Annotated in this window: 10 protein-coding genes and 1 pseudogene; 9 read left to right on the top strand and 2 right to left on the bottom strand. The window is 65.3% G+C overall.

Annotation, left to right across the window (positions count from 1 at the left end):
* Position 1 precedes the first annotated feature (1 nt).
* Positions 2 to 1,708: pseudogene (gene bcsA / locus SI859A1_RS22100) on the bottom strand (UDP-forming cellulose synthase catalytic subunit); the annotation flags it as partial.
* A 749-nt stretch (positions 1,709 to 2,457) separates the two neighbouring features.
* Positions 2,458 to 2,844 carry a hypothetical protein gene (locus tag SI859A1_RS11425; protein WP_040325715.1) on the bottom strand — a complete coding sequence of 129 codons (387 nt, stop codon included), beginning with the start codon at positions 2,842 to 2,844 and terminating at the stop codon, positions 2,458 to 2,460.
* Between the two features lie 340 nt (positions 2,845 to 3,184).
* Here SI859A1_RS11425 and SI859A1_RS11420 point away from each other — a divergent pair, with 340 nt between their 5' ends.
* From SI859A1_RS11420 to SI859A1_RS11385, 9 genes are all read left to right on the top strand, one after another.
* Positions 3,185 to 3,757, top strand: a complete 573-nt coding sequence (locus tag SI859A1_RS11420) for a cupin domain-containing protein (RefSeq protein ID WP_148233814.1) — start codon at positions 3,185 to 3,187, stop codon at positions 3,755 to 3,757.
* A gap of 251 nt (positions 3,758 to 4,008) precedes the next feature.
* The gene (locus tag SI859A1_RS11415) at positions 4,009 to 4,878 is read left to right on the top strand and encodes a nitrilase family protein (RefSeq protein ID WP_009209920.1); all 870 of its coding nucleotides are present in this window, start codon (positions 4,009 to 4,011) and stop codon (positions 4,876 to 4,878) included.
* Positions 4,879 to 4,908: 30 nt separating this feature from the next.
* Positions 4,909 to 6,060, top strand: coding sequence for a substrate-binding protein (locus SI859A1_RS11410; protein ID WP_009209919.1), 1,152 nt, complete (start codon positions 4,909 to 4,911; stop codon positions 6,058 to 6,060).
* Between the two features lie 86 nt (positions 6,061 to 6,146).
* Positions 6,147 to 6,983, top strand: a complete 837-nt coding sequence (locus tag SI859A1_RS11405; protein ID WP_040325714.1) for a branched-chain amino acid ABC transporter permease — start codon at positions 6,147 to 6,149, stop codon at positions 6,981 to 6,983.
* Positions 6,984 to 7,095: 112 nt separating this feature from the next.
* Complete coding sequence (locus SI859A1_RS11400; RefSeq protein WP_148233968.1) at positions 7,096 to 8,793, top strand: branched-chain amino acid ABC transporter ATP-binding protein/permease; 1,698 nt, start codon at positions 7,096 to 7,098, stop codon at positions 8,791 to 8,793.
* Entirely contained in the window at positions 8,790 to 9,521 is a 732-nt protein-coding gene (locus SI859A1_RS11395) for an ABC transporter ATP-binding protein (RefSeq protein WP_009209916.1), read from the top strand. The genes SI859A1_RS11400 and SI859A1_RS11395 overlap by 4 nt, the downstream gene beginning before the upstream one ends.
* A 31-nt stretch (positions 9,522 to 9,552) precedes the next feature.
* Positions 9,553 to 10,290 (top strand): DUF1028 domain-containing protein, encoded by a 738-nt coding sequence (locus SI859A1_RS11390; RefSeq protein WP_009209915.1) that lies wholly within the window; start codon positions 9,553 to 9,555, stop codon positions 10,288 to 10,290.
* Positions 10,291 to 10,310: 20 nt separating this feature from the next.
* A complete protein-coding gene (locus SI859A1_RS21645) occupies positions 10,311 to 10,487 on the top strand; it encodes a hypothetical protein (protein WP_154653367.1) in 177 nt (58 codons plus the stop codon).
* Complete coding sequence (locus SI859A1_RS11385) at positions 10,487 to 11,860, top strand: Asp-tRNA(Asn)/Glu-tRNA(Gln) amidotransferase GatCAB subunit A (RefSeq protein ID WP_009209914.1); 1,374 nt, start codon at positions 10,487 to 10,489, stop codon at positions 11,858 to 11,860. Before SI859A1_RS21645 ends, SI859A1_RS11385 begins: the two co-directional genes overlap by 1 nt.
* Positions 11,861 to 11,947 lie beyond the last annotated feature (87 nt).

Raw genomic sequence — 11,947 nt, 5'->3', positions numbered from 1 at the left:
CCGGCAGCGAGCCCAGTTCGCGGGTGCCGTCCTGCGTCCAGACGAGGAGCCGAGCATCCTCGCGATCGATCGCTTCGGGGAGCCTGCCGAGCACCGCGACCTTGGCGCCGCCCAGCGATACGTCTTCGATCACCACCGGAACCGTTGCTCCCGCGACGACCAGCTCGCCCTTGCGGGCACTGGGCATCCGCGGCGCCTGCCGGCGTTCCATCCGCTCGGTGACGACCCCAAGCGCCGCGCCTGCGACGACCAGGTTCATGAGATTCCAGGTTCCGACGACCAGCAGCATGCCGCCGATTTCCGGCTCGGTCTGATAGCGATAGATCGCAACACCCATGGTGAGCAGGAGCGCACCGAAGATCACGAAGTAGGGCCAGGACAGGTCCGAAAGGCGGTCCCGGTCCATCGTCAGTCCCTTCGCCGTGACGTTGAAGGTGGGGCGCCGCGGGTTGATCAGCACGCTCATGATGGCGCGCACTAGATAGACCGACTGGATGTACTCGTAGAGGTCCGACACCCAGGGCCAGCGCACGCGGCCGTAGAGATAGTTGCGCAGCAGTTCGCCGGCGAAGAGATAGGTGAGGGAGTAGGCGACGAACTCGTCCACCGAGGCGTCGAAGATCTTCATGTCGAATAGGATGAAGAGCAGCGGCGAGGCCAGGAAGACGAGGCGGACGAACGGAAAGAACCAGAACATCCCGCTCGACATGTAGCAGATGCGCTGTGCCAAGGTCAGGCCGGACCGGAATGCCGGGTTCTTCAGCAGCAGGATCTGGATCATGCCCCGGCACCAGCGCGACCGCTGGCCGATGAAACTGACAAGGGTCTCCGGCTGCAGCCCGGAGACCATCGGCCGGTCGACATACAGGCTGTTCCAACCGCGCGAATGGAGATCGAGCGCCGTCTCGCAATCCTCGGTGATGGACACGCCGGAGAAGCCGCCAACCTGGTCGAGAGCCGAGCGGCGCAGCACAGCAGCCGAACCGCAGAAAAACGCGGCGTTCCACTTGTCCAGGCCCTTCTGGATCGTGCCGTAGAACATCTCGTTCTCCGACGGCATCGTTCGGAAGGTCGACAGGTTCTTCTCCAGCGGGTCGGGATTGGAGAAGAAGTGCGGCGTCTGGACGAGAAACAGCCTGGGATCGCGCTTGAAGAAGCCGACGGTCTCGCGCAGGAACTCCCGGGCAGGTGCGTGGTCGGCATCGAACACAACCACCAGCGCACCGGACGAATGCGCCAGTCCGTTGTTGAGATTGCCGGCTTTGGCGTGAACGTTTGCGGGCCGGGTCAGATAGCCGACGCCCAGATCACGGCACAGATACTGCAGTTCTTCGTGACGCGTCTGCGCTGCGAGCGCGGTCTTGTGATCCGACGACAGTCGCTTCTCGTCCGTGCCGCCGTCGTCCAGCAGATACACGCGCAACTTGTCCTGCGGATAGTCGAGGGATTTCGCGGCCGCCAAGGTGAGCGATAGGATGTCGGAGCTCTCGTTGTAGGAGGGCACAAACACGTCGACACTGGGCAACTCGTCGTCCGAATATTGCGGCGCCCGCGGGCGTTCGAGCGGATCGGCAGACACGAAGAGGCTCATCGCCAGCATCAGCAAACAATACATCTCGGCGCCATAGAGGATGATGGCCGGGATGAAGTTGGTGAGATCGTCCGCGGAGGGCAGGGTCGATGTCGTGCGCCAGTACGCGTAACGCAGGACGACAAGGCTGACGGCGCCGAGGAATATATATTTTCATGTTCCGCTCAGACGAAGTGTGTATATGCCAATAGCTACGGCCAGCGCAGTAATCGCAATCAACCATTGCGCCTCTACGCTCACAGGTTGCTGGACCATTATGAAGAAAAGCAATGCGCACACCAGCCAGATGCCACCTAAGATTGTCCTAAGCATCGAAACCTCAACTATTTTTGCGCGGGAGCCTGCCAGATTAAATCCCGAAACGACTATGCAGATTTAAACAGGGCGCGGCGTCTTGCGTCAATCTCCGCTCACTTTTGCGGTAAGGTCTGGTTAATTAAGAAATATATTCTAGTGACGCAGAGGAAAATGAGCGTCTTTTGGGCACTGTCCGTGCAGAATCTGCACATATCGCCTCCGTTCGAGGCATGTGGCTGCATGCCATAGGCTGGTGTGATGGCGTCCGGCAGAGCTCTGTCGCGCCAACGACCATTTCGAGCGATCATAGAAGACGGATTTCGCCGTAGAGGGCTGTGTGAAAAATACTTCGATTGCGGGGCAATCGTGGATGCGACGCTAAGGCCCCGGCACAAGGAACATGCCGTGACTGCGAAGGGGCTAATGGCTCTTTCCCCGAGATGCCTCCGGACATTCCATGTCGATAGGCGGCGGGACCATCAATTCCTGTGGGCTGTGCGACGGGTGGCCTGCACGCATTCCGCCTTCGTGGCGCGGCTCATTGCGGCGTCGACACCTTATCTCGCATCTTAATCCACCATCCCGCACCAGGCTCCGCCGCAATGAGAAGGCTCGGGGCTGAGTGGTATCAGATGCCATGCGGATCCCGATGCCGTCGTGATGCGAACCATGTCGTTGCGGAACTCCAGATAGCGCGGCAGGGGCAATGCGTACGCTTCACCCCGACTCGTCAGACGAAGAAGCGACCCGACGCTGTCCGGCTGAAAAGGGCTGACCGGCGTTCTCCACTGCACAATTCGCAGGGGATTGAGGAGCTGCGCCTGCGTGCTCGTTGCGAAGCCGAGCGTAGCCAAGCAAGCGGCGGCGACCATCTTCATCGAGAACCTCGCATTTGATGGGGCGCCATCGCGCCACGCGAGCATGTCGCCGTCAAGCGCTGCGAGCGTGGTGGCCACTGCCTGGTCGGGCTGCGGACGGGAAGCAGCATGTGCCACAGCGCGCGTCGCGCGGACCTACAGTGGGCCCTTATCCAGTTCGCAAGGTCGCTCGCGCTGCGCAACGCCTGTCCCGGCAAGGATCGCGGCATTCTGCAACAATCCGGACGATCCGAGAAAAGGATCGTCATCGCCCGGAGCGTCGAGCCGCGCGGCAGCGATCCTCGCATCGCACTTTGCACAGCGACGAGGGGTTCCGGTCGCATGCCACTTGCGGTTATCTGGCCCCAGCCATGGATGGGTTCGGTTGTAGCTGGAGCGATCCGTCCGCCAAGTCGAGGTTGTTTGCCGGATGCAACAGATGCGCAACTCGGTGCCGCAGGATGTCGGCCGCAAGCTCCGTCACATGCGCAACCTGCACAATCTCTCGCTGAAGCAGCTCGCCGCGACGGTGGGCTGTTCGGAAAGCATGCTGTCCAAGGTCGAGACGGGCAGGGTCAATCCCACCCTGACGATGTTGCGCAAGCTCGTGGATGCGCTGGGAATCAACATCGCCTTCCTGTTCGAGCCGCAGGACGAGGACGCAGCGATCGTCCATCGAGCCGGCGAGCGACAGGTCATCGGCGTCGGCCAGTCCCGCCGGGGCGCCGGTATCATGCTGGAGCGGCTGCCGCCTGCCGCGCCCCAGAATGTCCTCGAGGCCAACATCCACATCGTCAATCCCGGCGGTTCGACCGACGGCGCCTTCTCGCATGTCGGCGAGGAAATCGGCTTCGTGCTCGAAGGCACGTTCACGCTGACCGTCGAGGGCGTCACCCATGTGCTCGCGCCGGGCGACTCGTTCGCCTTCCGCTCCGAGCGTCCGCATGAATATCGCAATGACGGCGACAAGGTCGCCCGGGTGCTCTGGGTCAACACGCCGCCTACTTTCTGAGCACGCCATTCGCCGGTAGTGCGCAGCGCCCGCGGTGCTGCCACCCCGGCGCGTTCTGCCTGCGGATTCGGCAGGCTGCCTGCGTATTGTGCGCGCCTATATTTCTTTCAGAAATCCGTTCAAGTCACTTGAACGCGCACCCGGATCGGGTAGGCTTTCCCTATCGCAGCCCTTGGTGTGCCGCTCTTTCGCGGCACGGCGATAGGGGCCGGTGCGGGGTGGCGAAAACGCTAAAGTGAGGGCGGAGTTTCATGGCGCAGGCGGCAGGCATCCAGATCTCGTGTGCGCAGTTCGAGCCGCGCATCGGCGAGGTCGAGCGCAATGTCGAAGCCAGCCTCAAACTGATTGCCGAGGCCGCCGATTCCGGCTCCCGGCTGATCGTCCTGCCGGAGCTCTGCAATTCCGGCTATGTGCTGGAAAGCCGCGAAGAGGCCTATGCGCTGTCCGAGGATGTGGCGACCGGCAGTTCCATCGCCCGTTGGGCGTCGCTGGCGGCCGAGCGCGGCCTCTACATCGTCGCCGGCTTCCTCGAACGCGACGGGATCAAGCTCTACAACAGCGCGATCGTCATCGGCCCCGACGGCGTCATCGGCACCTATCGCAAGAACCATCTGTGGGCCGACGAAGCGCTGTATTTTGAGCGCGGCGATCTGGGCTTCCCCGTTTTTCACACGCCATTCGGCCGGGTCGGCGTGCTGATCTGCTACGACGGCTGGTTTCCCGAGGCCTGGCGCATTCTGGCGCTGCAGGGGGCGGACATCGTCTGCGTACCGACCAACTGGGTGCCGATGGCCGAGCAGCCGGCCGGCATGCCGGCCATGGCGAACGTCCTGTGCATGGGCGCGGCGCACAGCAATTCTATGGTGGTCGCCGCCTGCGACCGGGTTGGCACCGAGCGCGGCCAGCCCTTTATCGGCCAGAGCCTCATCGTCGACCACAATGGCTGGCCGGTCGCCGGTCCCGCCAGTGCGAGCGAGCCGGGGCTGGTAACCGCCATTTGCGACCTGTCGCAGGCCCGCAGGAAGCGCAACTGGAACGACTTCAACCAGGTCATGCGCGATCGCCGGACCGATCTTTACGGGGAAATGCTGGGCACGGCGGTTCGGCCTGGCTGGTACTGAAACAGGCCTCTCAAACAGGGAAAACACGTCATGAACATCAAGAGTCTAGCCGGGAGCGTCGCGCTTCTGGGAGCCATGACCTGCAGCGCGTCAGCGCAGGAGCCGATCCAGATCGGCATTCCCGTCGGCCTCAGCGGCGCCAACAGCGTCGTGGCGCCCTCGGTCGTCCAGTCGAGCGAACTCGCCGTCGAGGAGATCAACGCGGCGGGCGGCATTCTCGGCCGGCAGGTCGAACTGGTCGTGGCCGACGACGGCAGCGGTGCCCAGGGCGCCCAGCGTGCGTTCGACTCCCTGGTTTTCCAGGATGAGGTCGACGTGCTGATCTCCATGGAGACGAGCGCCGCCCGGAACGCCGGCCTGCCGATCGTCAACCGCGCCGGCAAGCCGTTCATCTACACGTCCTTCTACGAGGGCCGGTCCTGCAGCCCCTGGATGTTCGTCGATGCCTGGGTGCCCGAGCAGCAGGTCAAGCCGATCGTCGACCACTTCGTCGACAACCTCAGTGCCAAGTCCTTCTACCTGATCGGCAGCGACTACAATTTCGGCCGCGGCATGCTGGAATTCACTCGCGACTACATCAAGGAGCGGGGCGGCGAGGTCCTGGGCGAGCAGTATCTGCCGATGGACGGCTCCGACTGGACCGCGATCATCAGCGATCTGAAGTCGAGCAATCCCGACGCGCTGATCACCTCGACGGCCGGCGGCGCGCCGAACGTCACGCTGACCAAGCAGCTGCGCAATTCCGGCGTCTCGATCCCCTATGGCAACCTCGCCGTCGATGAGGGTACCGCGAAGAACATGGGCGCCGACGCGGCCGGCATCTTCATCTCCCAGTCCTATCTGACCGGCATCGGCAACGAGGAGAACAAGACCTTCCTCGCCGCCATGGAGAATAAGTTCGGCAGCGAGCTGAAGACCCCGAACGATCTGTCGGTGCCGCAGTACGAGGCGATCTATCTCTACAAGGCGGCCGCCGAGAAGGCCGGTTCGGTCGAGCCTCAGGCGATCGTCGACGCCCTGCCGGAGGTCTCCTTCACCGGCCCGCGTGGTGCGATCCAGATGAACAAGCAGCATCACACGCCGCTGACCATGTATCTCGGCCAGGTCACCGATGCCGGTGGCGTCGAGGTCATCAAGACCTTCGACAATGTCGATCCCGGCGAGCAGTGCCCGAACCTCTGAGCCGACCACCCACACCATGAGAGATGGCCGGCGGGCGATGTCCGCCGGCCATCTCCACCCGACAGGCACAGGCCGCTGGAGACCGGATGGCGACGCTCTTTCTCGATATTCTGACGACCTCGTCGATGCTGTTCATCGTGGCCGCCGGGCTGATGATCATCCTCGGCGTGATGAAACTGATCAATTTCGCCCACGGCGCCTTTCTGACCGTCGGCGGCTACGCCGCGCATGTGGTGACCGATGCAGGCTTCAGTCCCTGGCTGACTATTCCGGCCGCCGCCATCGTCGGATTCCTGCTGGGCGTCGTGGTGGAGCGCCTGATCGTGCGGCCGCTCTATTCGCGGCCGCTCGACGCGATCCTCGCCACCTGGGGGCTCGGCATCGTCGTCGCGCAGGTCATCGTCTTCATCTTCGGCCGTGAAGTGCAGTTCGCCGCTAGCCCGATCTCCGGCACGACCGACATCTTCGCCACGACCTATTCGTCCTGGCGGCTGATCCTCGTCGCCGTCGCCGTGATGATCGGCGGGCTTCTGACGGCTCTTCTGTATCTGACCCGCTTCGGCCTTCACGCGCGGGCGGTGATCATGAACGAGAACCTGGCCCGCGGCCTCGGCATCGACAGCGTCCGGGTGCGCGCCATGACCTTCGGCCTAGGTGCCGCGCTGGCCTGCGCCGCCGGCGCGCTGATCACGCCACTGCTCTCGGTCGACCCGAACATGGGCCTGCCTTGGCTGGTCAACTCCTTCATGCTGGTGCTGGTCTCCGGGGTCGCGATCCCCGGACTGGCGCTCGCCTCGCTGTTCCTCGGCGGCGCCCAGGTACTCGTCAGCACCTTCGTCAGCCCGATCCTCGGCGGTATCACCATTGTCGTCCTCGCCGCAGTCATCCTGCGTATCAAACCCCAAGGACTGTCCCGTGGCTGACAACATTCCGAACGCGTCGCAGCGCTCGTCCCGCCAGATCTGGACGACGCTCGCCGGGGCCGCCGTCGCACTGGTCATCGTGGCGACTGCACCGCTCTATCTCGACACCTACATGACCAACGTCCTGATCCGGGCGCTCTTCCTCGGCGTTCTGGCACTGACGGTGGATCTCGTCTGGGGCTATACCGGCGTCCTGACCTTCGGCCAGTCGGCCTTCTTCGGCATCGGCGCCTATGCCTGTGCGCTGGTCGCCACCCACTGGGGCTTCGGTCCGGGCTGGTTCGCCTTGGCGCTGGTCATCGGCATCGTCGCCGCGGCGGTGACCGCCTGGCTGGTGGGACTGCTGTCCTTCTATCACGGCGCCTCGCCGCTCTACTCGTCGATCATGACGCTGGCACTGCCGATCGTGCTCGTCCAGATCATCTTCGCAGGCGGCCGGTTCACCGGCTCGAGCAGCGGCCTGTCGGGCTTCCCGACCTATTACTGGTCGATCGACACCTGGTTTGTGATCGCCGGCATCCTGCTCGTGGCGGTCGCCACCGTCGCGTGGCTCTTCGTGCGCTCCGATTACGGCTGCATCCTCGTGGCGATCCGCGAGAACGAGGATCGCTGCGCCTATCTCGGCATCCCGGTTTCGCGCATCAAGATCGGCCTGTTCGTGGCCTGCGGCGCAATCGGCGCGGTCGCCGGATTCGGCTATGCCGCCTTCACTAACGTCGTGGCGCCCGAACTCGGCGGCTTCCTGCTCGGCACGGAATCGTTGATCTGGGTGGCGCTCGGCGGACGCGGCACGCTGCTCGGCCCGATCCTCGGTGCCATCGGCATCGACGTGACGTCCTCGTATCTGTCCGGCAGCCTGCCTTTTCTGTGGAAGTTCATCGTCGGCGTCGTCTTCGTGCTGGTGATCATCCTCCTGCCGAACGGCTTCGCCTCGCTGGTCACGGGCGCCTGGCGCCGGTATCGCGCGCGCTCCAATCCGGACGGCGAGGGCCATCATGCCACCAGCGTGCGTCTGGTTGCGGCCGAGGGAACCGGCGTGCGGCCGACGGCAACCGCCGTCGCGCCGATCCGCATCGCGGCCCTGACCTGCCGCTATGGCAGCCTGACCGTCCTCGACGGCATCGAGGTGGAAGCCCGAGAAGGGCAGCTTCTCAGTATCGTCGGCCCGAACGGCGCCGGCAAGACGACGCTGATGCGCTGCATCAGCAACGGCACCGAACGCACCAGCGGGCAGGTGACCGTCGCGGGCACGGAAATCGGTCGCCGTTCGCCTCAGAAGATCGTGAGCCTCGGCGTCGGCCGCAGTTTCCAGAACACCAGCCTGTTCGACAGCCTGACCGTGGGCGACTGCCTGCGGCTGGCGCGCTACCGCATCGACGGCGCCTCCGCCTTCGTGCGGCAGCAGACGGTGGCGCTGCCGAAGCCGGCGCTGGAGATCCTGCAGGCGACCGGGCTCGACCAGCAGCTGGGCCTGGAAACCCGTTATCTGTCCCACGGCATGAAGCGTGGTCTGGAACTCGCCATGGTGCTGGCCACCGAGCCGCGCGTCCTCCTGCTCGACGAGCCGACCGCCGGACTGACCAAGTCCGAGCGCACCGCGATTGGCCATGTCCTGACACGCCTTGTCGAGGAATATGGGCTCTGCGTCTTCCTGATCGAGCACGATCTCGACTTCGTCCGGGAGATCTCCAACCGGATCGTCGTCCTCCACCAGGGCAAGCTCCTGCTCGACGGCAGCGTCGAGGAGGTCGTCTCGTCCGATCTCGTCAAGGCGGTCTATGCCGGCCAGAACCTGGAGACCGCCGCATGAGCGCAGCGCAGAACCTCACGAACCGAGAGAACTGGCTCGGCGTCGAGAATGTCAGCAGCGGCTATGGCGCGGCAACCGTGGTGCGCGACGTCAGCTTCGGCATCGCGCCCGGCGAGATCCTGGTGATCCTCGGCAAGAACGGCATGGGCAAGTCGACTCTGCTCAACACCATCATGGGCTATGTGCGGGCGTCGCGCGGCACCATCCGCCTCGGTGGCAGCGACATCACCAACCGTCCCCCGCACCTGATCGCGCGCCAGTCGGTGGCCTATACCCCGCAGGAATTCGCCATCTTCCAGGACCTCACGGTGGAGGAAAACCTCCGCCTCGGCGTCGAGAGCGACAGGCTCCTCGCCGAGCGGATGGGCGACGTGGAAGCGGCGTTTCCGGTCATTGCCCGGCGCTTTCGCCAGCGCGCCGGTACGCTGAGCGGCGGCGAGCAGAAGATGCTGCTTTTGTCGCGCGGCCTCGTCGCCCGGCCGAAGATCATGCTGATCGACGAGATTTCCGAGGGGTTGCAGCCCTCCATGGTCACCAAGATGGCCGAGGTGCTGCGTCAGACCAAGCAGAAGAACGGCGTCGCCGTGCTCCTAGTCGAGCAGAACCTGCCCTTCGCTCTGTCGGTCGCCGACCGCTACGCGATCCTGAAGATCGGCGAGATCGTCGAGCAGGGGGATGCGGCCCACGCCGACACCGCCGCGACGCTCGAACAGCATCTGCGGATCTAGCGGCAAGCCAGACGGGAGCTGCGTCACTGCCATGGAAGCCAACACCTTCTCCATCGTTGCGCGATGCGCGCGGACCGGCGAACTGGGCGTCGCGGTGGCTTCGGCGGTCCCGGCCGTCGGGTCGATGTGCCCCTATGTGCGACCGGCCCTCGGCGCGGTGACGACCCAGTCCTGGGTCAATCCCTATCTCGCCTCGGCCATTCTCGATGCGATCGGGGAGGGGGCGGGCGCCGAAGCGGCGCTCGCGGCGGCTATGGCGGCCGACCCGGAAGCGCATCTGAGGCAGGTCGGCGTCGTCGACGCGGCCGGCGGCTCGGCGTCCTGGACCGGGTCAAGCTGTACGCCCGCCCATGCCGCGGCGACCGGTACGGACTATGCGGCGCAGGGCAACATGCTGACCGGCGCCGAGGTCATCGCCGCCATGGAAGCCAGCTTCCAGGAGACGGCGGACGAGCCCCTCGGCGAACGACTGATGCGCTGCCTCGAAGCCGCTCAGGTGGCCGGCGGCGACATGCGCGGCAGGCAGTCGGCGGCGTTGCTCGTTTATGCTGGCGAGGCCTTTGCGCGGCTCGACCTGCGCGTCGACGAGGATGCCGATCCGGTGGCGCGGCTTCGCCAGACCTTCGAAATCGCCAAACTCCAGCTCCTGCCCTTCATCGACGGCATGCCCCGGCGCGAACGGCCAAGCGCCTTCCCACAGGAGGTCATGGACCTCTTACTCAAATCACCGCCGGACCGACCGGGCGGCGGCGGCAGCAGCCAGCCCTGACCGGAACGAGGAGGAAGCCGATGCAGGACGAACGCGACATCGATCCCGAGACGCTGATCCGCACCGATCGCATGACGGAGGTGCGGGCGGCCTACGCCGCGATCGCTGAACAGATTGCCGCGCTGCGTCGCCTCGATCTGGGCGAGACCCACCCGGCCATCGTGTTCCGGCCGCTGCGCCGCGGGGAGAACGCCTGATGGACATCGACACAGCCTTCGACACGCCGATCGGCGAGGTGGCGAGAGCAATCCGGGACGCGCGTTTGTCGCCGGTAGATCTCGTCGGTGCCTGCCTGGATCGGATCGCGACTCGCGACGGAACGCTCCAGTCCTTCGTCCATCTGGCCGGCGACGCCTTGGATCAGGCGAAAGCGGCCGAGCGAAGCGTGCGCGACGGTCGGGCATTGGGCCCGCTCCACGGCATCCCGATCGCGGTCAAGGACAATTACCTGACGGCCGACATGCCGACGACGGCTGGTACGGACGCCGAGATCGCCTTTCCGAAGGAGGAAGGCGCCGCCATTGCCCGGCTGGGCAAGGCTGGCGCGATCCTCATCGGCAAGACGCGGATGCATGAATTCGCCTGGGGCATGGAGACCCCGCCGACCCGCAACCCGCATGACGAGCGCCGGGTGCCGGGCGGATCAAGCGGCGGATCGGGGGCTGCCGTCGCCGCCGGGTTCTGCCTCGCCGCTACCGGCTCCGATACCGGCGGTTCCATCCGCATCCCGGCCAGCCTCTGCGGAACGGTGGGCTTCAAGCCGACCTTCGGCCGGATCGGCCGCTCCGGCATTGTGCCGCACAGCTGGTCGCTGGATCATGCCGGCCCGCTCACCCGCAATGTCGCCGATGCGGCACTGCTCGTCGACGTGATGTCGGGGCACGACCCGCACGACGCGGCGTCGGCGAACGAGCCGCCGACCGATCTGGCGTCGCTCGCGGCCGCGCCCGTTGCGAGGCTGCGCGTCGGCGTCTGCCGCAACCATTTCTTCGAGGCGGTCGACAGCGAAGTCGCGGCCTCGGTCGAGGCGGTGATCGAGCGCTTGGCCGCTGCGGGCACGCAGATCGTCGAATTCGAGGTGCCGGAACTCGCCCATGGCCTCGGCGCGATCTTCGCTATCGAGCTGTCCTCCTCGACCGCCTATCATCTTCCGCATCTGGCCTCCGGCGACGTCGACGACTACAGCGAGGACGTCAGGCTGCTCGTCGAGATGGGACGCCTCGTGACCGGATCCGACTACCTCCAGGCGGAACGCTATCGCCGGCTCCTGGCCGGCAAGTTCCAGACGGTGTTCGATCGGGTCGACGTGGTGGTCGGGCCGACCATGCCGATCACCGCCTGGGAGATCGGCCAGCGCGAAGTTGTGCTGGGCGGCCGGCGCGAGAGCGTGCTCGAAACCTCCTGGCGCTTCACCTATCCGTGGAACCTGCTTGGCCTGCCCGCGATCAGCCTGCCCTGCGGGGACGACAGTCGCGGCCTGCCGATCGGCTTCCAGATCGCCGGCGCAGCCTTCGACGAGGCGAGCGTCGTGCGGGCTGCCGCTGCGGTCGAGCAGTCACTGGGCGCCTGACTCTACAATCCGGCGATTTGCGCGAGTTGCGAGGACGCTCCTTCAGGCGACGATCGGCCCGCCAAGGTCGGGTCCCGCGTTGGCCAT

It is taken from the genome of Aurantimonas manganoxydans SI85-9A1 (assembly GCF_000153465.1).
Classification (GTDB): Bacteria; Pseudomonadota; Alphaproteobacteria; order Rhizobiales; family Rhizobiaceae; genus Aurantimonas; species Aurantimonas manganoxydans.
The sequence above is the reverse complement of the archived record's forward strand: the minus strand, read 5'-3'. Positions and strand labels throughout refer to the sequence as shown.

Excerpts from the sequence above, each read along its gene's own strand:
- SI859A1_RS11405 (WP_040325714.1), top strand. The coding sequence starts at position 6,147 with ATGGCGACGCTCTTTCTCGATATTCTGACGACCTCGTCGATGCTGTTC.
- SI859A1_RS11390 (WP_009209915.1), top strand. The coding sequence starts at position 9,553 with ATGGAAGCCAACACCTTCTCCATCGTTGCGCGATGCGCGCGGACCGGC.
- SI859A1_RS11385 (WP_009209914.1), top strand. The coding sequence starts at position 10,487 with ATGGACATCGACACAGCCTTCGACACGCCGATCGGCGAGGTGGCGAGA.
- SI859A1_RS11420 (WP_148233814.1), top strand. The coding sequence starts at position 3,185 with ATGCGCAACTCGGTGCCGCAGGATGTCGGCCGCAAGCTCCGTCACATG.
- SI859A1_RS11400 (WP_148233968.1), top strand. The coding sequence starts at position 7,096 with ATGACCAACGTCCTGATCCGGGCGCTCTTCCTCGGCGTTCTGGCACTG.
- SI859A1_RS11415 (WP_009209920.1), top strand. The coding sequence starts at position 4,009 with ATGGCGCAGGCGGCAGGCATCCAGATCTCGTGTGCGCAGTTCGAGCCG.
- SI859A1_RS21645 (WP_154653367.1), top strand. The coding sequence starts at position 10,311 with ATGCAGGACGAACGCGACATCGATCCCGAGACGCTGATCCGCACCGAT.
- SI859A1_RS11410 (WP_009209919.1), top strand. The coding sequence starts at position 4,909 with ATGAACATCAAGAGTCTAGCCGGGAGCGTCGCGCTTCTGGGAGCCATG.
- SI859A1_RS11395 (WP_009209916.1), top strand. The coding sequence starts at position 8,790 with ATGAGCGCAGCGCAGAACCTCACGAACCGAGAGAACTGGCTCGGCGTC.